The organism is Kolteria novifilia, from assembly GCA_007748055.1.
Lineage (GTDB): Bacteria > Planctomycetota > Planctomycetia > Kolteriales > Kolteriaceae > Kolteria > Kolteria novifilia.
The window spans coordinates 345,156-371,222 of the sequence record CP036279.1 but is presented as its reverse complement, the minus strand read 5'-3'; the positions used below and the strand labels follow the sequence as shown (position 1 = coordinate 371,222).

Genomic DNA, 26,067 nt, shown 5'->3' with positions numbered 1-26,067 from the left:
AGTGTCGAGCTTACACCGCGCAGATGAACTGTTTGAGGCGAGCCCTAACAAGGGAATGCGACCAGTACAATCAACAGATAAGAAGGGTAGAATGCCGACTCTCCAATCTTCGCGAACAGCTATGGATAAGCCAGCAAGGCAGCGGGTACTGCGATCAGGTTCCAGGCGTGAGCCTTCCCCCAGTGTCCCCTCCACCAGGGATCCAGTGATGGCTGCTGGAGCCAAGCGTCAAGAGATTGATGAGAGCACGCGAATTCCAGGACACCGAGCTGTTTAATGCCAGGCAGAGCCAATGTGAGGAGCGTGACCAGTCCACTCCTCGCAGCGTGTTTTCTCGACTGTCTCAGATTGGCGGCAATAAGCTATCGCATACGTGGTCGCGGCAGTTGCCGGGTGTTCACGCGAAAGCTCCCTTCTGTTGGATCCTTCGCATCGTCTCCGTAATCATCAATGGAATTCGCGCCAAGAGTCCTGATGCAAAAGCCAGTTCCAGCTGCGTCGACTTCATAGATTAGCTGCTTACCGGAGAACAGACACTTCGGAATGGATCGAAGATCTACGTCAGTAACCTCATATAGTGTCGCTGGCAGCACACCATTGTCCGCATGGTAGCGATCGACTCGCAACCCGATTCGAGCCAGAACAAGCTGCTGGCGATACCAAAGTATGGCGTCACGGATTATCGTTCCACGGGGAATGAACCAGAGAATGAATTCCTTTGTCACTCCCAGCTTCGCACACGCTGATTCGTGTCGCAACGTCCATTCCTCTATTAACTCATTTCCACGCGGCCCTGGGATGTCGATAATTTTGACGAGTTCTCCGAATGCCCTCAAGGAAGTCACCTGAGATTGAAGGAGCATGTGACGACAGAATGGCGAAAGAATGTGTGATCCTTCGTAGCAGTCACGCGTGGATGCGAACCAGTCAGATATTGTCGTGGGCACTACGTACATGTTGGAACTCTCGTAGACGACCCCAAGAGAGTAGAGACGACCCATCGAGAGGTGTTCCATTTGGGTTAGGGTGATTGCTCGTCCATTAGCTATCATCTTTCTGGGATTGATTGAATGAATGGCGGTTCTTAGTGCTGCATCGATGCGTTTGAACTCGGCTTTGGTGAGGTTATGTTCCGCGAGCACAATCGCTAATGACATGAGGGCGCGGGCTCCGTGCTGGTAGCGTAGTACATGATGCAACCAGAATGTGTCCTCTCGAAGGAACTCGGAAAGTGCCAGCCCCTTCTCTACGTATTGGATGGCGATGTCCCTGTCCCGGACGTACAGCGAAGTCAGCACTTTGGCGTGAAGCAGTTCTGAGAAGTACTCCATTCTAGTGGCGATGCCAGAATCAATCTCCCACACCATGTCGTCGTCGTAGTCGTAGTCGAAGCGGAGTGGGGGCTTTGCGACGGCTCGCGAAATTGCGTCAAGTGCTTCTCGGTTTGCCTCAAGATCTCTCTGAAGCACGGTGAACTTCTCTCGCGTCAACGGCAGTGTAATAGCATGTTCAAACTCCGCCGACAGCGGTGCCATCTTCTGGATTGCGGTCTCAACGTGTGGCAACGCGTCTTGTTCCGGAGGTCTCGGCGACGGTTTCAACTCCCAGAAGTGCACTGGTTCACCATGTTTGCGAATCTTCGTGATTTCGGCTTGAAGTTCCCTATCGGCAGTCGCATGGCTCCCAACCCAACTGCCAATTCCTATCGCCACCAAGGCCATCGGACAGAAGGCGAATCCACGCCAACGTCCATGCGTTCTCCTCTTGTCACAAATCAGATCACTTGCACAATCGACGGTGCCGTCATGCCCATTCATGCTCATGTGGTCCCTCCCGTTGGAATTCTCAGTGCTGCGGCTCGAGATCTCTCCAGTCAAGCATGGTTCCCTGAGTCCTGGCGGATTTACATTGAGAGAACACGATCTCACTGCCATGCATCTATTGCTCTACAGTCGACGCCGCTGTAGAGCTGAGATGTTCAGGTCCAACAGTCATTTCCGACGATTTGTTTTGAGGCAGTAGGACAACGACTTGATTCAGACACATCGGCTCCCCCCCCCGGGCTGCTAACTCCCTTTTCCGGCCACAATTCACCGCGCAGTCGATTCTGGCAGGTACTGCTTTTTAGGGAAGACCAGAATGTCCCCGTTTTGATTCTGGTCGCGTTCGATGCCGAGTTGCGGCTACTGGGATTTGTGGCTTCTGTAGACGGGTGTGCCGAGTTGCTTGAGGTTTTGGAGGAGCGTGGCTCTCGGGATGGTGGTGACTGGTTGACGGAAGGTCGACTTACGCGTGGAGTAGGATTTCTCTTTTGGGATTGCTGGTGCTGGTAGCGGCGGAGCCTATTTCGTCACGGCGGTGACGGAGCGTCGTCGTCGGCTGCTGACAACCGATCTGGGGCGAACGTCTGTCTCTCCGTGGAACCATCCGGACCACACGAAAACGTCGTCCCTTCGCCGGGGTCACGGACGTCCCCCTCCCGGAGCATCGTCATGGCGTTTTGGGGAATGGCGACGGGGCGACGATGACCTCTCGACGCGCTCGCTTCATCTCCCATCGGACCTCATCGGGAGTAACTTCCCACCACTGAGCGAGCTACTCAACCCTTTGCCCCACTCGGCCAACCCGATCCGGAGGCTCCGCCAGCGTGAGCGTTGCAACGGTGGCGTGTGGGAGAAGCAGGAGCCGATGACGACGGGGAACCGGTCACCGATCAACGAGGAGTGGCGGCAGGGGCGCGGCGTTGGGCTCGGCGGGCGCGTTTGCGGTCGGCTCGTTGGCGAGCTTCGTCGGCGCGCTCTTGGAGACGATGCTGGGGGTGCTCGTCGATCCAACGGTCGGGTAGCAACGAAGGGAGATCCGAAGCCGGAGTGGTCGGCAGGCGGGTGTAGACATCGCGGAGGTAGGCGAATGGATCGACGTGATGGCGGTTGCAACTCTTGGTCAGCGTGAAGAAGGTGGCGGGGGTCTCGCCTCCTTGGCTGTTGCCGAAGAAGAGCCACGCCTTGCGGCCGAGGACGGCGTACTTCAGCGCCGCTTCGGTGCGGTTGTTGTCGATGGGAATCGCCCCATGGTCGAGATAGCACGCGAAGGACTGCCACCGGTTGGTCATGTAAGCGATGGCGGCGCGCAGCTTCGATTTCGGAAGCTCCCGCTCGTGCTGCTCGAGCAGCCACTGATGGAACTCGGTCACGATCGGCTTGGCGTCGCGTTGCCGCAGGGCGCCGCGTTGTGACACACTACTGTCACGGGCGCGATCTTCGATGTCGTAGAGCCGCTGGAAGTAGCCGAGGGCGGTGTGCGTCCGCACGCTCGGCGCGCTGAAGTGGATCTCCTCGAACTTACGGCGCGCATGAGCCCAGCAGCCGACGGGGACGATCCGGTCGTCCGCCGCGGCGATTCGCTCGTAGCAGGTGTAGGCGTCCGACTGCAAGTAACCCTGGAAACCGGCGAGGAACTGTTCCGGTCCATCGCGGCTGCGGTCGGGCGTGAAGTGGAAGCAGTCGTAGGGATGGGCATTGTCGCCGACGGTGCTCCAGAGATAGGTCTTGGTGCAGCCAGGCGGCTCGCCCGCCAACATCTTGACCGGCGTTTCATCGCAGCCCAGCACCTCGGACTGCAACGCCAGCCGACGCATCAGTTCGACCAACGGCGCGACCGCCAAGGCCAGGGCGAAGAGCCAACGCTGTTGGGTGCCGCGGCCGATGCGGCAGCCGTGGCGAGCGAGGATGTCCTCTTGTCGGTAGCAGGGCAGATGGTCGGCGAAGCGACTGGCGGTCAGATGAGCCCAGAAGCCGGGACCGGTGTAAGCGTCGATCAACTGCGGCGGTTTCTTCGCCGTGGCGATCGTCGTCTCGCCCGATGCTTCGTCGCGAACGATCACCTCTTGGTAATGTTCGATCACATGGATCGAAGCGGGCGTGAACTCCAGTTGCTCGCTGGTCTTCTTGAAGAACCGCCGGGCGGTCGGGTCGTTCCTCAGCTCCTCGGGAATCTCTTGCTCGTCGAGTTCGTGACGGACCGTCTTGCGCGGCAGCAACTCGGGGAAGAGACGCCGGCCGCGTCCCTTGCTCGTGCGGCGTTCTGGTGACGGTTCGTCGTCATCGCTCTCTTCGTCGTCGCCGGAACCTGAATCGTCGTCCGCCTCGACGATTGTCGAGTCGAACAGGAGCCCCTGCTGGGCATCGTCGACGAAGCGTTCCCGCCGCCGGCCGTACAAGGTCCGCTTGAGCAAGTCGACGTCGCTCTGCAAGCGATCGATCGTCTCCTGCTGCTGGGCGATGATTGCTTGTTGTTGGGCGATGGTCTCTTGCTGCTGGGCGATGGTCTCTTGCTGCTGGGCGATGACGGCGGCTTGCCGTCGGCGCTCCCGATCGAGTTCGAGGATCAACTCGTGGCAGGCGTCGATGTCGCGGGGGAGGTTCACGTCGAAGGCGTCCATCAAGCCGATCTCAGTTGTCGCGGGGACACCCTAGCACGTCGGCGTCGGAGGCGCCAGAGCAGTTTCAGCAATTTCGTCGGAATGACGAGAAAACCTGCGAGTCCTCCTCGTCGCTGCCATCACCATGACATCGTTGTCGCTCGCGAAGAGAACGCCAGGGTCGATCGTCCAACGAGATTGGCAAGCGAAGAACCCTGGGTCCGAGGACAACCGAAGACAAGACTCGGTTTTGGTCGCGTGCCGTCCCATGGCTTCCAGGCTCTCGCCGCCGCGACGGGGAACTGGCGTCTCGAAGGAGCAGCGGCGCGTCCTGGCTCCGCGGAGCGGCGAGCATCATTCGGGAAAGAGTGAAGGGAAGTCACGAACGACGGGACGACGGCGTGTCACGGTGCTGATCGGAGACTTGAAAGCGCTTGCGATGACGAACCGAGGAAAGGTCGATGCCCTCGAGAATGAGTGACAATTGTCCGGCAGTGATCTCGAGGCCGGCCTCATCGTCGGCCGCCTGGACGTCGGGAAGCTGATAGCTCCCTTCCTCCAACTGCTGATACCAAATGCAATAGCCGACGCCGCCCCAATAGAGCACCTTGAGGCGATCCCGGCGGCGATTGATGAAGACGAACAAATGGCCCGAGAGAGGATCTTGCTCGAGCACCGACTCCGCCAAGGCGATGAGTCCGTGAAAGCTCTTACGCATGTCGACCGGTTCCCGAGCCAGGAATATCCGCACCTGATGAGGGACCGACCACATGCTCACTCCTCCTCGACGCTATCGAGGGCCGCAAGCACTTTGCGCAACGCGTCGCTGTCGACTTGGGCCGGCGCTCGCACGATGTAGCCTCGGGGATGAACGATCTCGATCACGCTCGTCGATTCGGGGACCACCCGCAACGCCACGAACGGCGACGGACACGTCCCACCGCCATCGACCGCAGGCGACCGTTTCTCTTTTCGATCGCGTCGCTGTAGCTCACGCCGCCAACCGTAGAATGACGCCTCCGAAATCCCCTCTTCCCGGCAGAATCGTCGAACGCCCCGCCCGCTCTCCTCTTGCCGACGAACGACCTTCCGCCAATACGCTTCCTTCTCCGCACAACGAACTCGCATCTTCCGCCTCGCGATCAACCCGGAGCAAACACCCCAAGCCTACCGCAAACCAAAAGACGCCACCGTTGCAACGCTCACGATTCAACGACAAATGACCGTGACCCGGAGACAGACACCCCGCCAGTAAAACACAAGCCGCCTCCTCTCGTCGGGCCCAAACATTGACAAGGCAGGAGGTACTGGAAATCCAGGCGATCGTTGACAAGTACGAAGTGAGCATCGATGTTGGAGGAAGCCGGGCACGGGGAGAAGGACGCAATATCAACAACTGGGAGTTGCCACCTGACAAGGGACCCGATTCCCGTAGTGATATTGACTTTATCGTCGATCCTTTTCACCCGCAGTTCAATGATATCATGGCCGAACTTCGACAAATCGGAGGAGGGGCCGGTAGCCTTCATCCGGAATCGTCACTACTCTCAGTATGGCGCTACGCACGGGAAGCGTCCCAACAAGACTACCGTTTCCGATTTGACCCGGGAACGCAGCCAAGGGTTGATAAGCTTCCCTAGGAAAACACACTACGCGCTTCGGGCGGGAGGGCGGCATGATCAAATGGGCGTTCATCCAGCAATACCTGTGGACCGAACCACAATATCAGTTTTGAGACAAAGCCTAGCTTCGAAAGTACAAGACAGGCTCTAGTCGCGATGTGCATAGAAAACAACTCAAAGTAGTCGCGTAGAGGTTAGCGAATGGTTGTGTCGAAGAGAAGTATCGCCCTTGTTGGTATTGTTGTAGTCTCGCTTCTCGTATACTCCTGCTGGATGACTTCAGAGCGTTTTTGGCAGCAAATGCAACTGCTGGCGGCGTATGACAGTTATAGTATCTTTGAACACGCTCGAATCCGTGCCGTCTCCGCCGACGTAGACGAGACTGCCGACCAGCTTGCATACATCGTCGGATACTATCCTTCTGGCACAAGACTAGCGAAAGATTCCCCTTTGGATAAGCTCGTGGAGTGCTGTCGGAACTCTGCGATTCGAGAGCTGATCGCTTTATTGAAAGAGCAGACAGACAAGGATCTCGGAAACGATCCGGTTGCCTGGATCTTGGTGCATGCCAGCGACGACTCCAAACGTCCATATTTGATCCGGAACCCTTAAGTTCACCCGTTTTAGTCCTGGTCACATTTGTGGCTCTACTCGGTTTTGTGTGGGTAGAGGTCGAGTCCGCCGCAGTGGAAGTAGATGGCGTTTCGGAACAGGGCCAGCGCGCAGTGTCGGGAGCCTGGGTAACCAGGGGAGAGTTGCGCCGGTAGTGAGCGATGAGTAGAACATCTTGCATGGGACCGAGGGATCAAGAGCATGCAAGGAGAGTTCCCGATGAGCAAGGACGTTCGTGGCGCACTTGAAGATGTTGTTATTCACTTCGAAGACTTGGAAGGCCCACGTGTCCCAGTTCGAATTCTGGTCGCATTCGTTGCCGAATTAGGGCTGTAGGGATTTTGGGATGTTGGAGGCGGTGTTGCCGAATTGTTGGGAATTCTGGAGGAGGAAGGGCGCGATGGGATTGGTTGGCTCGTCGCGTGCGCATGGCCGGTCCTTTGGGAGACTTGGTCCGGTGGGCTGCCGTCCTACTTGGATGGGAATGGCGGGGTACGAGTTTTGTTTTGGGATTTTTGGAGCTGATAGCGACGGAGCCATTGGTCGAGGAGGGTGACGGCGGCGTGGAAGTCGTAGCCGAGTTCGAGCAGCAGGTCGATGTTGTTGAGGTTTCGCTTGCAGCAGAAGCAGTGGGCGAGGTTGTTGCATGGGTTGACGGTGGCGCGGAGTTCGTCGTGGTGCCGGTAGGGGAAGTCGTTGCGATGCCGACACCAACGACTTGCTTGCCAATCCTCGGGGTCACGTGCAACTTCGAGATCGGACAACCACCCGGCGACGCTCGCCGCCCAGAGAGTTTTCTCAGATCGACGACGACCACAACCTCGGAACAGGCCCTTCCTAGTTAGCGATGAAGTCAACTTCGACCTCCACTTCTCCTGACCTCACACTCACTGTTTGGGTCGCGGGAACGTTGTAGCAGTTGCCCCATCGATCGGCGGCGACTCGCACCTTCAGGCCGGCCCTCGGCCGATCCAACGCATTAACCACCAGTCAACGAAGACTCGCCGGGCGTGAAGGCGTGAGATCGAAGCCGTCGATCACTTGTCCAGGCTTGGTCCTCATCGGCTCCGAGACTTCATTGGGCCATCCGCTGTCGTGGTCGATCGGGCGAAAATCAGCACACCGGGGCACGTCGATGCTCCTGCCCGAGTATCGTCATCGTGAGTTGATGCACTAACGCCGACTAGGGTTTCCCTCCACAGGACAGTTTCCTATTCGACAATCATTTCCCGTTCGGGAAAATGTGGTATGCTGGGAAACAATTGAAGCGATGAAGGCGGGCGATCTTTCCCGAGAACACGTGTTTTCCGAATCAAGAAAATGACAACCAGCGAGAAACGGTTGACGACCAAGAGCTTGCAGGACTCCCTCCGGAGGATGGGAGAATGCTTCTACCCTGCGCGCATCCGTGTTGTCGAGACCGCAAAGCGGCTGGGGGCGTCTGATCGCGTCGACGCCGTTGCCGAAGTCGCCTGGAACAAGAGCACGTTCGCCTTCGCGGTCCAAACCCGCGTGCAGTTCAACCCGAAAGCTATCCAGGAAGCCGCTCAACAAGCGACACGGCTCGCCAAGCAACTTAAAGCGAACCCGATGATCGTCACGCCCTTTCTTTCCGAAGAGCAGCTACGATTCTTGGAATCCCAGCAAGTCAGCGGCATCGACTTGTGCGGCAACGGCGTCATCCTTGTCCCCAATCGACTGCTGATCTACCGAACGGGAAATCCGAACAAGTACCCGAGCAGCAGCCCAATCCGAAACGTGTACCGAGGAGCAAGCTCGCTTGTCGCAAGAACGTTTCTCTTGCGTGCCGAATACGAGACGTCGCAAAAACTCCTCGACGAGATCAGAACTCGCCGTGGTGACGTCACTCTTTCGACGATCTCCAAAGCATGCTCATCCTTGGAAGATGACCTCATCATCGAGAGACAACGAAAAGGGCGGACGACACGCCTACGCTTGCTCCAGGCGGAGAAACTCTTGAACAGCCTCGCCGACAACTACGAGGCTCCGGTCATTCGGCAAAAATTCATCGGCAAATGTGATCTGGACGATCAGGCGTTCGAGGCGATCGCACGAGATTGGAGCCAGGAGACACAGGAACGCGTCGTCCGCACAGGATCGTCATCCTCCGAACACTATGCGACGATGGCGCGTGAGCCCATCCGCTGCTACTACTGCACTGATGCAACCGGAATCTTGAAACGACTGGGCAACTCGGCCCGTGAGACCGAGCGTTTTCCAAACTTCCAAGTCTTGGAGACTGACGATCCCATCGTCTTCTTTGACGTTCGCGATTCCGTTGATGCTTCTCCCCTCCAGGCGTTTCTGGAACTCAACGCTGGCGACAAACGGGAACGCGAGACGGCCGAGCAGATTCGGCAACGACTCCTCAAGGACGTGGGGATTCCGAAGAGGTCGCCATGAACGCGCTCGACATCTTGAAGACCGATCTGGCGGAATGTGGGACTCTCGTACCGGGGAGTACATTGCGAAGATGTGGGAGGCACTCTAAGTGGAAGCAGCCAAAAGTAAGGTCGATTGGTGGTGCGAGGCATCGCTTCGGATTTGCCACGCGTGCCTCGACCCCACGAATATCTCGGAGTTGCTCAACTCAACACCTCAAATTGCACAGCGCCCGGGTGAAACGAAGATCCCGCACGGTGACTGCCGTTCCGCAGGTTACTGGTGCATGGAGTACCGAGTAGATGCCCCAGACCGACCAACCATGTCGATTCAATGGGCCGAGGAGTTCGTAAAGTCTCGGGAAACACCGCTCGGCCAGTTGTTGGAGCAAGGGTTCGACGTAAATGTGTACATCGGCGTCTTTTCAAACGTTCTAACCCTCGGATTCGATGTGCCGCCGACACCGACACTTTGGAGATTGCAGATTCCTTTGGGAATCGAGCTTTTCTCAAAGTAGATGGTCGACCAAGTTTCGCTGGCGATTGTTTGCGTTCGCCCGTCCGTGAGCGTGCAGCTTCGCAGGCTGAGCCGGGTTGAATGGCTGAAAGCGTGCCGGTTGAGCAGGCTTCCACGGCTTGAACAATGGCACCCCAAACGGCGGCGGCTTGGCTTCTTGCTCAAGCTCTTGCTGACCGTTGAGTCTCTCGGCAACGGGTTCATCTTCGATAGCCCGGTGACGGCGCTCTTGTAATTGAGCCGAAGCCATTCCCTTTGCCGCCGCCGTCGCTCTGTCAACCATTCGTGATGCTGTCCAAACACCTGCGAAACCGCCGTCAACACGCCGCAACACACTCCTTGGCGACTGGCTGATTGATGCTCTGCATGCTCTTCGTGATGCCCTTCCTGTTCAAGGGTGAGTTCGGCGGCGAGGGCGATGCGCGAGCCTCGCTACGGCTGTCGCGCGACCTATCGGTGAAACGAGGAGCATTCGAAGACCTCAAGGTCGGCGATCTCAGAGAGGTACTCGGCTCCCTCGACGATCAATGATTGAAAGGCGGTTCCGAGTCACCTGCGGCCATCGAGAATTGCGTTCATGGAGGGGGCAACAAGTCCCAAACTGCGTCCTTTTCGTATCACCGATCGTATCACCAAATCGTCGGCCAAAATGTATCACCAATCAATAGACGCAACACCTTGCCATCAAACAGGTTACGCATCCAGCTTTCCGAAGATTCGCAACGGCTCGAACGTTGACATCGTAGAGGTCACTGGTTCAAGTCCAGTATCGCTCATTCCTAAACCCTTTCAAAGCAACACGTTACCGCCCGCCATATTGGTCCGTTAATCGGTCTGTCTTCGTGGTCCGTTATTTTGTCACGAAACGTGACACGGAGAGCCTCCTCTAGGCTCTCTGGCAACACCTCCTCTCCGGGGCAAACCGACGGTGCCCCCGAACGCTCTGCGATCGACACGGAGCATTCTGACCCCCTTCTCGATCGTTTCTGGCCCCTGAGTTCATTTTTCCCGCCTCTTCGGGCCAGGGTGCCCCAAATTCTCATCTCGCTTCGGAAACCCGATTACCCTTCATGTCACCGTCGACGCTTTCGAGCGGCCACATTGGCGACGTCGCTCACCGCCCAAACCCCTCCACGCGCGAGATCAACCATCGTTCCTACCCAGAGCACGAACCTGCACAAACCGCACGCATTCGACCGCTCGATCGCGATTGGAAACGATGAATGGCCGCGACGCTGCCGCACTCTCGACGGAAGCCTCCTTGCCGATTGCGGGAAGTGGGGCACCTCCAACATGGTCCGATGACCCTACGAAACGTCAACGCCTCCCACGATCACGCCAGGAATGGAAACACGCAATCCCCTCAGCTGGCGCCCGGAACATCGCGACCGGCCAAATCGCTCCCAATTCCGCTTCGGAAACCTTCTTCGACCCGACGATCGTGAAAACGACGCGATCATCGAGTCGAACGATTGACAACACATCAGACTCGCGCCTGTTGCCCTTCACCGAGACAGCGATCACTCATCTAAAACACGACGATTGACTCAGGCACATTCCATACCCCTTCGGCGAAATCGCCCTGCCGTCGCCAACTGCGCCAGACAGCGATCGCTGTACACCTATCGCGGCAACTGTGGCAAAATGGGCAACTATGCTCAACCGAGGAGGGTCTCCTGTGAACAAAACCAATGGCCTAGGTCGGCAACGTAATCGTGCTTCGGCAAAGAAGCCTAAAATGACGCCACGCGAAGAACTTACGCGATGGCTGGAAATGATCGTCAAGCCTGGAGAAGTAACCGAACTCTTCGTCAAGGAGTAACCGTTCACACCCTGCGAGTTGGTCTTTTCACGAAAGGGAGTTCGTGAGAGAATTCGTTCATGACAGGGAAGTCGAAGATACCTCCTGAACTCGCGGCCCAGATGACGCCGGAGGTGCGTGCCTTCGTCGAGTCGTTGTTGCTGCGAATCGCGGAATTGGAAGAAGCACTTGGACCTCCCAAGAACCCGCGGAACTCGTCGCTGCCTCCCGGCAGTTAGCACCCTCATGCCAAGACACCGCGCAAGGCGCCGTGATCGAAGCGGAAGCGTGGTGGCCAACCAGGTCATAAGAAACACGAACGTTCTTTGGTTCCCACCGAGGAATGCCAGGAAGTCGTGACGCTGCTGCCGAAGACCTGCCGGCGTTGCGACACGCCGTTGACGGGAGAGGACGCCGATCCGTTGCGGCATCAAGTGTGGGAACTCCCGGAAATCAAGCCGATGATCACGGAGTACCGTCGTCACCGACTCGCTTGTCCTTGGGGCCGACGAGACGCCGACCAAACAAGCGGGGCAGAAGGCTTGGTTGTGGACCTTCGTGGCCAGCACCTTCACCCTCTTCACGATGCGTGGCTCGCGGGCGGCCACGGTGCTGAACGAACTGCTTGGCGAGACCTTCTCGGGCGTCGTGATGTGTGACCGAGCCAAGATGTACTGGCAGCTTGGCCGCCTGCCGTGGTGTTGGGCTCATCTCAAGCGTGACTTCCAAGCCTTGATCGACAGCAGCGACCACCAAGTCAAACGCCTGGGTCATGACCTGATGCGACCGACGAAAAGACTCTTTCGCGAATGGGCACGCTGACGAGACGGAACCATCACACGCCGAACACTCAAACGTCGTCTGGCTCCCGTTCGTCGCGAGATCGAACACTTGCTGCTGCGCGGTCTCTTTAGCGGCAACCCGAAACTGATCGGCATGTGTCGGGAACTCTACGACCATCGCCAATGGCTCTGGACCTTTCTCGACCAAGATGGCGTCGACCCGACCAATAACCTCAGTGAACGTTCGCTACGTCACGCCGTGATCTGGAGGAAGCTCTCCTTCGGTACTCAGAGCGCCGCGGGAAGTCGATTTGTCGAAACCACACTGACCGTCATCGAGACCTGCCGACAACAATCCCGCGACATCTTCACCTACCTCACCGACGCCGTCGACGCTCATTTCCGATCGCGACCCTGCCCATCCCTTGTCACCAAACCGTGAACGGTTACAGTGGGAGGCTACCAGAGGCCGACGAAGAGTTCTTGCGAATAGTGTATCCAGACTTGGTGAGGATAGAACAGAGTCCAGAGAACGTTCGTAGGAGATTTGGCTTCACGAGCAGAGATGATTTGGGGCTGATGGGTCCAGGCCCTTGGCCGATCGCGCTCCCAGGATACCTGTTCCACTCCTTGAAGAGAGCGACCCAAGAGAATCCACGTCCAGATCCGTAAGGGCCTTCAAGTGTCCAGGACGCGTACTACCCCTGAACATCATGAAGGCGCGACACCAACTCAAACAACTCCCCCAAGCGTTCCATCGGTAGGCCGATGACGTTGGAAACGCTTCCCTCGAGCGCCTCGACGAAGGGATCGTCCTTGTCCTGCATGCCGTAGGCACCCGCTTTGCCCGCCCAACGGCCGCTATCGAGGTAGCCATCGATCGTGGCGTCATCGAGCGGCCGCATGAGAACGGTGGTCGTCTCGTGAAGCCCGAACCAGAGGTCTTTGCCGGGAGCGTGAAGACAGACGCCCGTGGTCGTTTGGTGACGTGTTCCTTGAAGGGTTCGCAAGATCCGTTCAGCGTCCTCCCGATGAGCGGGTTTGCCGACCACCAGCCCGCCGATCGTCGCGACAGTGTCCGCCGCGAGGACCCAGCGACCCGCCGAGTCGTGAGCGACCGTGGAGGCCTTGAGCCACGCGGTATGCTGCACGTAGGCCAGGGCGCTGGCGAAACGCTCCGGCGGTGGTTCGGTGGCTCCGCTGACCTTCACATCGAAGATGTATCCCGCTTCTTCGAGAAGACGTCGCCGAGCCGCGGATCCGCTGGCCAAGAGAAAGGGAGGCGTCGAGGGAACCGTCATCGCGTCGGCGCTCCGGACGGGGAGGTGTCCTGGTTCGGATCGAGGTCCTTCCCGTGCTCGACGAGCAGTCGGCGAACCTCGTCGGCCAGCCCTGGCTCGATCGGCATGCGGTACCAGCGGACCGCCTTTCGCAAGTGGATTGCCTCGTCCCCGTCGCGCACTTCCCACGCGATGGTTCGATCGTCGTCCACGAGCGTTTGGACCACGACCGCTTCGTCGGGGGGCGAGCTGAACCGCCAAAACTTCTCGCGAAAGGTCAGCTTGTCGGCGAGGCCCGACCAGTGCCGGGGATCCTTGAAGCGGATCCACCGGACCGGTTGATCATCGCGCCATTGGAAGACCTCGACCATCTCCGCGTCGCGCAGAAGCCGCCGCATCTCCTCTTGGGTCGGGATCGCGTTGAAGGTGACCCAGAGCCAAAAGTAGCCCAGGACGGTCAGGCCGACGATGCTCCCGAAGGCGATCATCAACAGTCGTCCCCGCTGAGGGCCCGGCGCGTCGGGCATCTCGGCGCTCATGGGGCGTACTGCCCGGCGAGGTCGACGAGCGTGCGGACGAAGTAGCCGGTCGCGCCGCCGTCGCGGTGAGGAGCCTCCTTGGCCGCGAACGAGGGGCCCGCGATGTCGATGTGGGTCCAGGGGACGTCGCCGACGAAGTTCGCGAGCAGCTTCGCCGCCGTGATCGCTCCGCCCCAGCGTCCGCCGCTGTTCTTCATATCGGCGACGTCGCTCTTGATGAGGTCGTCGAATTCCTCGTACATCGGCAGTGGCCACGCCAGCTCGCCGGTCCGTTTGGCGGCGGCGAGAACCTGCTCGGCCCACGTGTCGTCATTGGTCATGACGCCAGCGACGTCGTTGCCCAGGGCCACCATGCAGGCACCGGTGAGGGTCGAGAGTTCGACGATGTGGGCGGCCCCGAGATCGACCGCGTGGCAGAGGGCGTCGGAAAGTACGAGTCGACCCTCGGCGTCGGTGTTGACGATCTCAATCGTCTTGCCGTTTTTCGCCGTCAGGATGTCGCCGGGACGATAGGAGTTCCCGCCCGGCATGTTTTCCGCGAGTGGCGTCAGGCATAGGAGGTTGACCGGCAGGCCGAGCCGCGCGACCGCGATCGTCGCGGCGACCACGGTGGCCGCTCCCCCCATGTCGCACTTCATGTCGACCATGCCGTCGGCCGTCTTCAGCGAGAGCCCGCCGCTGTCGAAGGTGATACCCTTGCCCACGTAGGCGAGCGGCGCGGAGTCATCCTTCTTGCCGCGATAGCGAAGGATCATCAGTCGCGGGGGACGGACCGATTCCTGGCCGACGCCGAGAATGCAGTTCATGCCGAGTTCCTTGAGCTTTTCCGGCTCGAGGATCTCGACCTCCAATCCCTCGACCGGCTCGGCGAGTTCGAGGGCGCGCTTGCAGAAGGTCTCGGGATAGATCTCCGCCGGCGGCCGATCGATCAAGTCGCGCGCGGCGTTGATCGCCTCGCCGAGGATCGTTCCGCTGGCGATGCCCTCCTGGGCGGCGGAGTGGGTCTCCTTCGTGGCGGCGAGCGAGAAGCTGTCGATGGCGGTGCCGTTGGACGCGGACTTGTAGATCGCCTGGCCTTGACTCGCCATCAGGGCGCCGGTGATCGCGGCTTCGGCGAGTTGCTTGGCGTCGAGCGATGTTCCGGTCGGCAGCGAACCGACCATCGCGGTGCCCGGCTTCTTGTTCGCGTGGCGGACCGCCGTCGAGACCGCATTGGTGAAGGTCATCCGATCGAAGGAATCGGGCTTGCCCAGACCAACGAGCAACACCCGCTCGGCGGCAATGCCCTCGACGCCATAGAGGGTCAACAGCTCGTTCTTTTTGCCCGAGAAGTCCTCGAGTTCGCGGCGCCGCGCGATCGTCTCGGCGAGCTTCGGTTCGAGTTCCGCCGGCAGCGTGGCAGCTTGATCACCTTCAAATATACCGATGGCCAGCCAGTCGGTCGTGACACCATCGAGCGGTTGTTGACAAAGATCGATCTTCATTGATTGGAGTTCCTAGGCCACTGTGTCCATGGGCGTCGCGGGAAGTCGACGCGTTGGGTTCCTCTCTTCATACCAAAAGAGAGTTGGGAGCGTGATTGCTGGCGCGAGTTGAACCGCGGAGGTATCCCTCGAATGAGTCGTCGATGGTTGATGGGCCTGTTGGGTCTCCTGGTGGGATGTGGTGGTGGGCCCTCCCCCACCGGGTCGCAAACGACGTTGATTTTCGGACGGGGCAACGACTCGGTCACGCTCGATCCCGCCGACGCCGAGGATGGCGAGAGCGCCAAGATCATCAACAACGTCTTCGATACCCTCGTCACCTACGCCGACGACTCCTCACGGATCGTTCCGTCGCTGGCGACCTCGTGGCAGGAGAGCGACGATCGCCGCTCGTGGACCTTCACCCTCCGCGAGGGAGTCACCTTTCACGACGGCACGCCCTTCGGGCCCGACGCGGTCAAGTTCACCTTCGAGCGGATCCTCGACCCCGACCATCCGGGCAATCACGGGCTCAAAGCTCCCTATCGCCAGGACTACGCGATCATCGAGGAGATCGCCAGCGCCGCGTCCAACGAAGTGACCTTCAAGCTCAAGCGACCCAGCGGCGTCTTCCTCGCGAACCTCGCCACGTTCTCCGCGAGCATCGTCTCCCCCAGCGCGGTCACGGAGCATGCCGAGCGCTTCTCGGTTCACCCGGTCGGCACCGGTCCGTTTCGCTTCGAGGAGTGGATTCCCGAGGTGAAGCTGACCCTCGCCGCCAACGAGAAGTACTGGGGTGGGGCGCCAGGCGTCGAGCGCGTCATCTTCAAGCCGATCCCCGAACCGACCGCCCGGCTACGACAGCTTCGTACCGGCGAGATCGACATGGCCGACGGGCTGACGATCCCCGTCCGTGCCGAGGTGCGCCAGGACGATTCGCTGAAACTGCTTCGCGTGCCCGGCATGAACACCGCCTACTTCGCCATGAACAACCAGCGTCCCCCATTCAACGATGTCCGTGTTCGTCGGGCGCTCGGTCATGCCATCGACAAGGAGGCCCTCGTGAAGAGCGTCTACGAGGGGGAGGCGGTCATCGCGACGTCACTCATCCCGCCGCCGATGTTCGCCTTCAACGAGCATTGGAAGGGCATCGACTACGATCCCAAACGCTCGAGGCAGCTCCTCGAGGAGGCGGGCGTCGCCAAGGGAACGTCGTTTCGACTTTGGGTCATGCCGAACAGCCGACCCTACATGCCCGCGCCCGACCGCGTCGCCGCGATGATCCAGGAGCAGCTTCGCCAAGTCGGGCTCGAACCGGAGATTCACAGTCCGCCCTGGTCGCAGTTTCTCGAGCAGACCGGCAACGGCGAGCATGAGACGGCGCTCTTCGGCTGGATCACTGACAATGGCGACCCCGACAACTTTCTCTTCGCCCTGCTCGACAAGACCAACGCGGAGCCGCCACTGGCTCGCAACGTCGCCTTCTACCTGTCCGAGCCGGTTCACGAGTTGCTCTTGAACGCCCAGCAAGAGTCCGATCCCGACAAGCGGGCCCAGCTCTACGATCAAGCCCAGCGTCTCATTGACGAGGACTGCCCCGTCGTTCCACTGGTCCACGTCGATCTCGCGATGGCGCTGCGGGCCAATGTGAAGGGCTACGTCATCAATCCGGTTGGGATCGTTCGGCTCAAGGGCGTGACGGTCGAGTCAGGCAGCAAGTAGAATCGTCGAGAATGTCGTCCTCGATGGGACGGGCAAGCGTACACGCATACCCACGCGAGCGTGAGTCACTTCTACATACCCACGCGAGCGTGAGTCACTTCTGCATGCCCACGCGAGCGTGAGCATGGCACCCAGAAAGCATCCGGCACCTGTAGGCACACGAACCGGACGCGGGTTCAAGTCGCTTGGGGAAGAGTGAACCCTCCCGTGGCAGAGGATCGCCAAGCTCACTGCTCGCGATCGGTGAGTTCGAAGGAGAGGGTGTTCCCGCGGGCTGAGGTCAACTCGGCTTCCAGTCCCGAGGTGCCCGGGCTCGCGTATTCGATCGGCAGCATCGAGAAGCTGTTGAACGGGTCGTTGGGATCCTCCGTGGATGCTTCGATCACGACGCGATGATGCCCAGGGAGCGCGCCGTCGCCCTCGCGGAAGGTCGTCACGTCGACGATGTGACCGTTCTTGATCCTGCCGTAAGCGGCCCTGCCATTGTCGGGATGGAAGGTGATGACGCCCTCCCGCAAGGGATCGCCGTTATAGGTGACGGTCCCACTCACGGGGTAGGTCGACGGTTGCATCAGCTCGCCGCAAGCGGGAAGTGCCAGACCGAGCAGCAGCAAGCCGACGACTCTTCGGCGCGCAAGTCCCTTCACTTCTTCTTCCCTTCAACCCGCGAGGCGAAAGCGATGCGTGACGTGACAGTGGTTGTTTTTATTCAGAACTCGGTGATCTCGCCACCCGCTCTTGAGCCCATCGCCCGATAGGTCGTCCCGTCGATCGCTTCGCTGAGGAATCGGACCGACCCGTCGCCAAAGAGAAAGTTGGCTCCCCCCACATGGCTGCTTCGGAAGATGATGCAGCGGGCCGAGGCGAGCACGTTCTCTTGGTTGCTCGCCGCCAGCGCTTCCTGATTGAAGGCGTTGATCGGATGGGCCATCGTCGACCAGTTCTGGTACCCCCAGTGGTGCCAGCGACACCAGTAGCCAACCACCTCGCCGACGAAAATCGTCTTCGAGAGACCGTCGCTCACTTCCTTCGGGCGAGCACTGTAGCCATCGCGACCAATGACCCCGCGGGTCCAGGACGATGCGGTGGCGGTCGTGTGGGTGCCCGAATATTGGCCGAACGTCGGGAGGTGCCCATCGCCGGCGGGGCTGCTCACGCGATGGTCCCCGACCGAGGCGGCGTAGCTGGTCGACGCGAGATCGAGCGTTCCCGCGTCGTCGGCGGCCAGATGACTCCGTCCCGCGAGCGTGTCGGAGGGACAGTTCGCCGCCGAAAGCGGTTCCTGGATCAGCGCCAGGTTGGGGGCGATGATGCCGCTGCGCTCCATGTTCATGCGATCAAAGAGGGGCTGCCGGTCGATGAACGGGAGAAGGTGGACCATCCAGCTTCGCCGCGTTTCGGAGGCATTGCCGTTGCCGCCCGCGACGGAGTTGTCCAGACGTGTCGCTTGCAGCGGCAAGATGCCATGGGAGTCGGCGTAGTTGGAGATCGCCAGTCCCCACTGCTTCATGTTGTTGACGCATTGGGCGCGACGGGCGGCTTCGCGGGCTTGCTGGATCGCGGGGAGCAGGAGAGCGACCAAAACACCGATGATCGCGATGACGACGAGTAGTTCAACGAGCGTGAACGCGGAACGGAAACGGTGGAGCATGGGAGGCACCTTCAGTGAGAAACGAGACGGGTACTCTCGACACCTCACCCCCCGACCAGGGACTCTAACCTGGAATGACTGGTACCGCAATTGTTTTCATGGCGAAGACTGGTGGTCAGCGACGCTAAGGGGCACCCGGCGGGTTCCTGCTGAGTTCGAGGCCGTTCTCTGCATGCCCGCGCAAGCGTGAGTATTCTTTGCCCCACGTTCGGCGAGATGCCTGTGATCGGGGCAATGTCCCGCACGATCGCAAAGGCCGAGATTGCATGAACGAACTTGCCAATCGGGACACTAGTGATACACGCCGCTGCCAGGCGGGTTGTCGGCGTCCTCGCCACGCTGGTCCTTCTCGAGCTTCGGCGTCGAGAACCAACCGGCCAGCCAAAAGCCGGTGATCGAAATCGACGCGAGCGTCGCCATCAAGCTCAGCGCGTAGGGATAGCCGTAGTACCAATCGAGTTCCGGCATGTTCCACGGCGACTTCTCGGGGTCGAAGTTCATCCCGTAGAGGCCGGTCACGAAGGTTAGCGGAACGAAGATCGTCGCGATGACGGTCAGGACCTGCATGATCTCGTTCATGCGCTTGCTGGCGCTTGAAAGATAGAGGTCGATCAGGTCGGCGCCCAGCTCGCGGTACATCTCCACCAGGTCGAGAATCTGCACCGAGTGGTCGTAGCAATCGCGCAAGTAGACCGTCGTTTCGAGCGAGAAGTAGGGACGCGGATCGCGCGCCACTTGGTTGAGCGCCTCGCGCAGCGACCAGATGCGACGCCGCAGCCCCATCATGTCCCGCTTGAGTTCGTGCAGGAGCCGGACCGGGCTGGCTTCCTCCTCGAAGAGGATCGTCTCGCGAAAGCCCTCGAGCCGCTCGCCGAACTCCTCGAGGACCGGAAAGTAGGTGTCGACGGCCGCGTCCAGGATCGAATAGGCGAGATAGTCCGCCTCAGAGTTGATGATCTGGGGAGTGCGGCGGCGGATGCGGTTGCGAATCGGTTCGAGCAAGTCGCCGTCGTTCTCGCAGAAGGTGATGACGTAGTCGTCGCCGAGGATGATGTTGAGCTGCTCCCCTTCGAGTAGTTCACCCAAGCGGACCCAGTGAACGACGATGAGCCAGTTGTCGTCGTAGCGGTCGACCTTCGAGCGTTGCACGCCGTTGGTGATATCTTCGAGCGCGAGCGGATGGAGGTTGAAGGTCTTGGCGAAGGCTTGGAAGACATCGACGCTCCCCAGGCCCCCGACGTGAAGCCAGAGGACCGGCCAACGTTCGCGAAGCTCCGGAAGCTGACTCAAGTCGAGAAGGGTGTGTTCGGTGATGCCCTCGGGTCCGTAGCCCATCACCGTGATCGCCGAGCGCCGGGCATCGGGATCGATCATCAAGGTTCCGGGAGCGACTCCCGGCGAGTGATGGAGCCGCAGGGCCCGTTTCTTGCGTCGTCGCACGCGTTGAGGCATGAATCGTCCGTTCCTTCGTCGCCGCCCGGCGACACTCGCGTCGTCGCTTGGGCCAGAGCACCCGTTGCTCGCCGTCGAGTCGGCCGATCCGCCCTTGATCGGAATAGGAATTTCATCGTCGCCGCGGCAAGGTCTGGGCGAAAGCCACACCGGAAGGTTGTCGCCATGCTCGCGGCAACGACGGCCGCGATGACGATTGAGGCTGATGCCGTGCCGAGGTGACACGTGCGCCGTCGAGATCTGGCATTCGGGGGCCGCGCACAGCGTGTCAGCCAGTCAGACCGAGTATTCCGATCGTCAATCCGAACTTGGACGGTCACGAGTGGCCGGCCGCGAATCGATCAACGGGATTCGATGAAAATGTCCCCGCCGAACTCGTCGAGGAAGCGGGGGACGGGGTACTACTTGTCCTCGCCGACGACGCCCGACAATGGACGACACCCGAACACCGCGAGCGAGAATATGAGGTGCTGGATCACCTCGGGCGAGAGTGCTTCTCTGTCAAGGATGGTCCGACCACCGAATGGAAGGTTCCCGACTGGTACGGCATATGGGAAACGAAGAGGGCGGAACGCAAGAGAGTGGAGAGTCGACAACGCGAACGTTGAGCCTAACGACGCGATCCTCCAAGCCGGTGATCGCGGATGTCACGGGGCTCTCATCATCAAGAGAGATCCGGAGGCACCCTGTCTGATGGCACTTGGGGCCGAGCGAACACTCGGTCGTCGATCGGCTCGCTCGTGTCCTGATTGGTCAATTCATTGCCGAGAAATCGCTTGGGTGCCATGCCCACGCTCGCCGTGGGCATGCGGAAAACGCCTGTGATTGGGTCATCCTCCGCACGACCTGAGGGCCGAGATTTAACAATCAGGACTGCTAGGGGACGCCTTCCTCCGACGCCCCCGAATGTCAGTGTGGTGACCGCCGACCTACGGCGCGACGAAACCTTCCCGAATTGCGTAGCGAGCGAGACGGACGCGATCGTGAATGTCGAGTTTGACCATGAGGTTGGCGGTGTGACGGGCGACAGTCCGCGGGCTGATGTTCAGCTTCTTGGAGATGTCTTTCCGGTGCAAACCGCTGGCGATGTCCTTGAGGACCTCCCGTTCGCGATTGGTCAGCTTCGAGATCGAGCGCGTTCCGTTCGGGCGAATCTGGATACCCTTGCCATTGACGTAGAGACGCTCTTGAACGGAGGGCGAGAAATAGGTCCCGCCGGCGGCTACGGTGCGGATCGCCGCGACCATGTTGTCCATGCCCTCGTCATCGGTGATGTAGCCCGAGATGCCGGCGCCGACCGCTTCGCGAAGGGTCAGGTCGGTGACGAGATCGCCCGATAGGATCACCGCGGTGCGCGGCAGTTCGAGCTTGATCCGCCGAATTCCCTCGAAGACGTGAAAGTCAGGGGGATCGATGTCGGTGATGATCACTTCCGGGCGGTGTTGGAACGCCGCTTCGACACAGGACTCTCCGACATCAGTCGTCGCCACCACGGCCAGTTCCTCGCGGCGACCAAGGAAGTGACTCATCAACTCGCGGTGCAGTTTGCGCTGTGTAGCCAGAACAAGGCTCGTCGTAATCATCATTACCCCCCAATATCGGCTAGGCAGCCATGTTGACCCGGACGCCCCTTGATGTGCCGAGTCGCCTAAGAACGTGAAGAACTGTTTGGCCCAGTTTCTGCTCCCACTCACATGCAACAGCCGTGCCAGAACTGACTGATGGATGTCTAGGCCCAGGGCAAATTGGTTATTTCGTGGTGATTCATTTAGGTACACAGGAATGCCATGACGGCATTCGCGAGGTGCGCCCGAAGGTGTTCTTGCTTGGGTGGATGGAGGGGCGCCCGCGCCGGGTGCCTGAAGATGACCTCAAAAGTGCAGGACTCGTAAGGCGTTACAGCAAAGGATTGGGAATCATTCGGCGCAGGAATTTGCCGAGGTCTGACGGCGTAAAACTGTACCGTTCATCGACTTTCGCGACGCATTGAGATCCGAGATCAATTCTAAACTAATCTCACTAATGCTGAAATCGGGCGATTCGGAAACGGCGCATCCTCTTTCAATATGAGAATGTTCCTCATTTCGATAACACGGAATGAGAATCGGGTCTACGCTTCAGCCGCAGGCGAACCGATTGGACCCCTGGCGTTGCCCGATCGTTAATCATCGGCCCAACGCCTTCGGAGCCACTTCTTGGTACGACGTCTAGTTCCCGATCGTTGGATCAACCGACTCGCTTGACGGACTCCTGTCGACGCTTCCCTTGGGTAGCTCGAATGTGATGCTGTTGGTTTCGGTCACGGCGCTGTAGCTCTTCCCGTCGAACTCGCCCGTCTCGGGAAATGTCAACTCGGCCGAGATGGCGTAGCGGCCCATTCCCTCGCTGGGGAAGCGGACCTTGCCGTCGGCTCCCGTCACCGACGCGGCTTCGTCGAGCTTCGGACCGTGCAGGACGACCCGGGCTCCCTCGACCGGTTGGCCCTTCGAAAAGGCCGTGATCGTCAACTCTCCATCCTTGAGGCTCGGGACGAGCTCGAAGCGAGTCTTCGCCATTGGCCGAGCGCTCCAACGATCCGGCTTGCCGAGGATCGCCTTGGCGCTTTGTTCGACGAGCACGTGTTGGTCGCCGGCGACCCGTTCGAGTCCGAGCGTGACGCGGCCGACGACGATCCCCATGCGTTCGTCTCCAATCATTGCCTTCGACATCCCCGTTTCGCGATCAAACGTCAATTCGAGTGGTCGTTGGGTACCATTGGGGAGCAATAATCCAAAGCGAGTTCGCTTCAGAAGGTCTTCCCAGTTCGGCTCCCACTCGTCGGGGTGGCCGTAGCCGGCTCGAACCTCTTGGCTCTTTCCCAGCTCCCAGGCTTCCACCCAAAGCGAGTGAGCGAAGGCACCACTCGGAAGAGCCAGGGCTAGGAGCGTGGCGGCGATCAAACTGGGTCGCTGAGCGGACATGGGACGTTCCCTCGAAGCAAGGCGGTTCGCAAATCTACCTGGCGCTATCTTAAGCGTCTCGCGACGTTCTTTCGAGCCCTACCCCTCGACCGCTGCCGTTCCCTCAGGGCTTGCTCGCGTCCAGCGACGGGAGGGAGCATCGCCAGCCGAGCAGTTTCTTCGAGTATCGATCCACCAACTCCGGCTTCTCGCCCGCGAGGTTCCGTTGTTCCCGCTCATCGCGAGCGAGGTCGTAAAGTTCCGGGCGCGTGCCGTCTTCATTGACGAGGAACTTCCACCGTCCGTCCCTCATCGCCAAATTGGGGCTTCGATCGGGCTCGGCGCCGGGGCGCAGGTATTGACCATCGCGGCCGTACTCCCAGAAGATCGCCGGGCGACGCTCCCGTGGTGAACCAAGCAAGGCGCTGCTCACATCGACGCCATCGGAGTCCGAGTTGGGATCGGCGTTCGAAATACTCGCGAGTGTCGGGAGAAAATCGACGGCGGTCATGATAGTCTGGTCGTCGACCTGCCCGGCCGGGATCGTTCCCTTCCAGCGAGCGATCAGCGGCATGCGGATGCCCCCTTCGTACAGGCTCCACTTCCGCCCCCGAAACCCCGCGGTGCTACCGGGCGGCTCGCCGCCTTCCTTGTAGTAGCGGGGCCAAGCGGTCGGGCCATTGTCACTCGTGACCAGGATGAGCGTCTCCTCGCCAAGCCCCGCGTCGTCAATGGCGCGGACCAACCGTCCGAGTTGCCGATCCATTTCGTCGAGAACGGCGTGAAAACGCTGATGCAGCGGATGGTCGGATGACGCCACCCGCGCGAGAGCCTCTTTGCTAGGCCGATGGCTATCGTGAACATCGTTGAGCCAAAGCTGGAGATAGAAGGGCCGATCGCGATGGTTTTCGACGAAATCGATCGCCCGATCGACGTAGATCTCGGTGAGTTGGTGCTTGGGGGCACGACGGATGGTGCCGCGGCCGAGCAAGGCGCTCTCTTCCGAAAGTCCCCCCGGCGGCAGGACCCGATCGCCGAGCCCTTCGAACGACGTCAGCGACTCGTCGAAGCCGTAGGCCTGGGGTAAGGGAGCATTGCCGACGTCGCGGCCTCCCCCCATGTGCCATTTGCCGAAGTGAGCCGTGGCGTAGCCGGCCTGTTGGAGCGTCCTGGCCAGCGACGGGGCGCGAGGGTCGAGGAAATCGCGCATCCCTCGGTCACGATTGCGCTTGCGGGATGCGAGGTAGGAGTGGATCAAGTGCCGAGCCGGGTACTGCCCCGTGGTGAACGCCACCCGTGACGGGGAGCAGATCGGCGACGCGACATAGAACTGCGTCAGGAGAAGACCCTCGCGGACGAGCCGATCGAGGGATCTCGTTTGGACCCGTTCGTTTCCGGTCAAGCTCAGGTCGCCGTATCCCATGTCATCGATGAGGATAAAGACGATATTGGGAGGCCGGCCGGGACCGTCAGCGGCTTGGAGCGCCCGGGTCGAAAGGAGCCCAAGGGTGATGAGGATCAACATCGCGCCGCGACGATTCATGGAGGAGCACCACTCCGCACGCGTACCGAGGGACAGGCCAATGCCGTCGATATCATTTCTAAAGTTAATCAACAAAGTGCGGGGATGCAAGCCCCCATCACCGGCCCTCGGCAGTCTCTCGGGCCGAACTCGACGCTCGGACCGGTCGCTCGGCGACCGTTTGAGGGGCATTTTGGTCGAGAATCGGGCCACTTTGGCGCAAAACGGGCCCAAATCGGTCCGAATCGGGCCCAGAATGGAGCTAAATCACTCCCAAATGGCCGGCAATCGCCACCACGCGACCGACGAGACGGGTCGCCGCCATGCTCGTGTGACCGAACCGACGTCTTCCCCTCCTTCCCTCGTGACCGTCGTTGCCGGTGTCCTATGATGGGAGGGCACGGAGCGACTTTTTCGGCTCCGACAAGATTCTGCAGTGAAGGCGGAACGATGGCGACGCAGGTAGCGACACTCGGGGGTGGTTGTTTCTGGTGCCTCGAGGCAGTTTTCCTCGAGCTGCGCGGCGTCAGCGGAGTCGTCTCGGGCTACACCGGCGGCACCGTCGAGAACCCCAACTACCACCAGGTCTGCGGCGGCACCACCGACCACGCCGAAGTGATCCAAGTTACCTTCGATCCCGAGGTCGTCAGCTACGCGGAGATCCTCGAGATCTTCTTCGCGATCCACGACCCGACGACGCTCAACCGCCAGGGCAACGACGTCGGCACCCAGTACCGCTCGGCCATCTTCGTCCACGACGACGACCAGCGCGCGACCGCCGAGGCGATCAAGGCCCAACTCGACGCTTCCGGCACCTACCCCAATCCCATCATCACCGAGATCGTCCCGGCCCCGGTTTTCTATCCGGCCGAGGACTATCATCAGAACTACTACGCCGAGAACAGCACCCAGCCCTATTGTCAGTTCGTGGTCAAACCCAAGCTCGACAAATTCCGCACCCACTTCGCCGAGAAGCGCCAAGAGGTGTAAGGCGTCCGCCCGTCGTCCGGAAGTTACGGGAGGCTGAACCTCGCCTTCCTCGTCCGACGTGGTCATGTCTGGAAGTGTGCTCGGTGCGACAGGCAATGCCGCGTTGATGGCCGGGTCCTATGCCGAAAGCATTGCCCAATGAAGATGGGATCGCGCCGAGCGCCGGAAACCCTGGAAGGGTTTTTCTAGCGGAGGAAACGCCTGGTGCGAAGGGTTAGAAAACACCTTCGGCGTTTGGAGGATGGCCGGTTGGTACCCAGGGTGCGCGAAGCGCGACCCTGGGCTTCACTAGACAACGGCGTTGCCGTTGAAGAAGTGCTAGTCGACGGCGTTGCCGTTGAGGAAGTGCTAGG

General features: G+C 60.1%; 19 protein-coding genes and 1 pseudogene. 6 read left to right on the top strand and 14 right to left on the bottom strand.

The window, feature by feature from the left end; genetic code table 11:
- Nucleotides 1-362: 362 nt before the first annotated feature.
- From Pan216_RS01350 to Pan216_RS01330, 5 genes are all read right to left on the bottom strand, one after another.
- On the bottom strand, nucleotides 363-1,823 hold the full coding sequence (locus Pan216_RS01350; protein ID WP_145253741.1) for a hypothetical protein: 1,461 nt from the start codon (nucleotides 1,821-1,823) through the stop codon (nucleotides 363-365).
- 890 nt (nucleotides 1,824-2,713) lie between these two features.
- Nucleotides 2,714-4,441: an IS66 family transposase gene (gene tnpC / locus Pan216_RS01345; RefSeq protein ID WP_145253738.1), complete on the bottom strand. Its 1,728-nt coding sequence runs from the start codon at nucleotides 4,439-4,441 to the stop codon at nucleotides 2,714-2,716.
- Between the two features lie 358 nt (nucleotides 4,442-4,799).
- Nucleotides 4,800-5,192, bottom strand: a complete 393-nt coding sequence (gene tnpB / locus Pan216_RS01340) for an IS66 family insertion sequence element accessory protein TnpB (RefSeq protein ID WP_145253735.1) — start codon at nucleotides 5,190-5,192, stop codon at nucleotides 4,800-4,802.
- Between the two features lie 2 nt (nucleotides 5,193-5,194).
- Nucleotides 5,195-5,548 carry an IS66 family insertion sequence element accessory protein TnpA gene (tnpA, locus tag Pan216_RS01335; protein WP_145253732.1) on the bottom strand — a complete coding sequence of 118 codons (354 nt, stop codon included), beginning with the start codon at nucleotides 5,546-5,548 and terminating at the stop codon, nucleotides 5,195-5,197.
- Between the two features lie 1,576 nt (nucleotides 5,549-7,124).
- Nucleotides 7,125-7,418: a hypothetical protein gene (locus Pan216_RS01330; RefSeq protein WP_145253729.1), complete on the bottom strand. Its 294-nt coding sequence runs from the start codon at nucleotides 7,416-7,418 to the stop codon at nucleotides 7,125-7,127.
- Nucleotides 7,419-7,974: 556 nt separating this feature from the next.
- On the opposite strand from Pan216_RS01330, the gene Pan216_RS01325 reads away from it, so the two are divergent.
- From Pan216_RS01325 to tnpC (Pan216_RS27940), 4 genes and pseudogenes are all read left to right on the top strand, one after another.
- Nucleotides 7,975-9,078 (top strand): hypothetical protein, encoded by a 1,104-nt coding sequence (locus Pan216_RS01325; RefSeq protein WP_145253726.1) that lies wholly within the window; start codon nucleotides 7,975-7,977, stop codon nucleotides 9,076-9,078.
- A gap of 861 nt (nucleotides 9,079-9,939) precedes the next feature.
- A complete protein-coding gene (locus tag Pan216_RS27950; protein ID WP_419193137.1) occupies nucleotides 9,940-10,104 on the top strand; it encodes a hypothetical protein in 165 nt (54 codons plus the stop codon).
- Nucleotides 10,105-11,454: 1,350 nt separating this feature from the next.
- Complete coding sequence (locus Pan216_RS27945; protein ID WP_419193100.1) at nucleotides 11,455-11,613, top strand: hypothetical protein; 159 nt, start codon at nucleotides 11,455-11,457, stop codon at nucleotides 11,611-11,613.
- Nucleotides 11,614-11,866: 253 nt separating this feature from the next.
- A pseudogene (gene tnpC, locus Pan216_RS27940) lies at nucleotides 11,867-12,598 on the top strand (IS66 family transposase); the annotation flags it as partial.
- A 256-nt stretch (nucleotides 12,599-12,854) separates the two neighbouring features.
- On the opposite strand, the gene Pan216_RS01305 reads toward tnpC (Pan216_RS27940), so the two are convergent.
- From Pan216_RS01305 to Pan216_RS01295, 3 genes are read right to left on the bottom strand one after another with little or no spacing between them, the layout of a single operon-like run.
- Nucleotides 12,855-13,457 (bottom strand): Maf family protein, encoded by a 603-nt coding sequence (locus Pan216_RS01305; RefSeq protein ID WP_145253712.1) that lies wholly within the window; start codon nucleotides 13,455-13,457, stop codon nucleotides 12,855-12,857.
- Nucleotides 13,454-13,963: a hypothetical protein gene (locus tag Pan216_RS01300; protein ID WP_145253709.1), complete on the bottom strand. Its 510-nt coding sequence runs from the start codon at nucleotides 13,961-13,963 to the stop codon at nucleotides 13,454-13,456. The genes Pan216_RS01305 and Pan216_RS01300 overlap by 4 nt, the downstream gene beginning before the upstream one ends.
- A gap of 8 nt (nucleotides 13,964-13,971) precedes the next feature.
- Nucleotides 13,972-15,459, bottom strand: coding sequence for a leucyl aminopeptidase (locus tag Pan216_RS01295; protein ID WP_145253706.1), 1,488 nt, complete (start codon nucleotides 15,457-15,459; stop codon nucleotides 13,972-13,974).
- A 132-nt stretch (nucleotides 15,460-15,591) separates the two neighbouring features.
- Here Pan216_RS01295 and Pan216_RS01290 point away from each other — a divergent pair, with 132 nt between their 5' ends.
- Nucleotides 15,592-17,160, top strand: a complete 1,569-nt coding sequence (locus Pan216_RS01290; protein ID WP_145253703.1) for an ABC transporter substrate-binding protein — start codon at nucleotides 15,592-15,594, stop codon at nucleotides 17,158-17,160.
- Nucleotides 17,161-17,387: 227 nt separating this feature from the next.
- Here Pan216_RS01290 and Pan216_RS01285 read toward each other — a convergent pair whose 3' ends face one another.
- From Pan216_RS01285 to Pan216_RS01260, 6 genes are all read right to left on the bottom strand, one after another.
- Complete coding sequence (locus Pan216_RS01285; protein WP_145253699.1) at nucleotides 17,388-17,807, bottom strand: hypothetical protein; 420 nt, start codon at nucleotides 17,805-17,807, stop codon at nucleotides 17,388-17,390.
- 62 nt (nucleotides 17,808-17,869) lie between these two features.
- Entirely contained in the window at nucleotides 17,870-18,811 is a 942-nt protein-coding gene (locus Pan216_RS01280) for a DUF1559 domain-containing protein (RefSeq protein WP_145263528.1), read from the bottom strand.
- A 291-nt stretch (nucleotides 18,812-19,102) separates the two neighbouring features.
- Entirely contained in the window at nucleotides 19,103-20,263 is a 1,161-nt protein-coding gene (corA, locus tag Pan216_RS01275) for a magnesium/cobalt transporter CorA (RefSeq protein ID WP_145253697.1), read from the bottom strand.
- Nucleotides 20,264-21,192: 929 nt separating this feature from the next.
- Nucleotides 21,193-21,846 (bottom strand): response regulator transcription factor, encoded by a 654-nt coding sequence (locus Pan216_RS01270; protein WP_419193708.1) that lies wholly within the window; start codon nucleotides 21,844-21,846, stop codon nucleotides 21,193-21,195.
- A gap of 624 nt (nucleotides 21,847-22,470) precedes the next feature.
- The gene (locus tag Pan216_RS01265) at nucleotides 22,471-23,223 is read right to left on the bottom strand and encodes a DUF4198 domain-containing protein (RefSeq protein ID WP_145253691.1); all 753 of its coding nucleotides are present in this window, start codon (nucleotides 23,221-23,223) and stop codon (nucleotides 22,471-22,473) included.
- Nucleotides 23,224-23,326: 103 nt separating this feature from the next.
- Complete coding sequence (locus tag Pan216_RS01260; RefSeq protein WP_419193136.1) at nucleotides 23,327-24,745, bottom strand: sulfatase-like hydrolase/transferase; 1,419 nt, start codon at nucleotides 24,743-24,745, stop codon at nucleotides 23,327-23,329.
- 429 nt (nucleotides 24,746-25,174) lie between these two features.
- Here Pan216_RS01260 and msrA point away from each other — a divergent pair, with 429 nt between their 5' ends.
- The gene (gene msrA, locus Pan216_RS01255; RefSeq protein WP_145253686.1) at nucleotides 25,175-25,714 is read left to right on the top strand and encodes a peptide-methionine (S)-S-oxide reductase MsrA; all 540 of its coding nucleotides are present in this window, start codon (nucleotides 25,175-25,177) and stop codon (nucleotides 25,712-25,714) included.
- Nucleotides 25,715-26,067 lie beyond the last annotated feature (353 nt).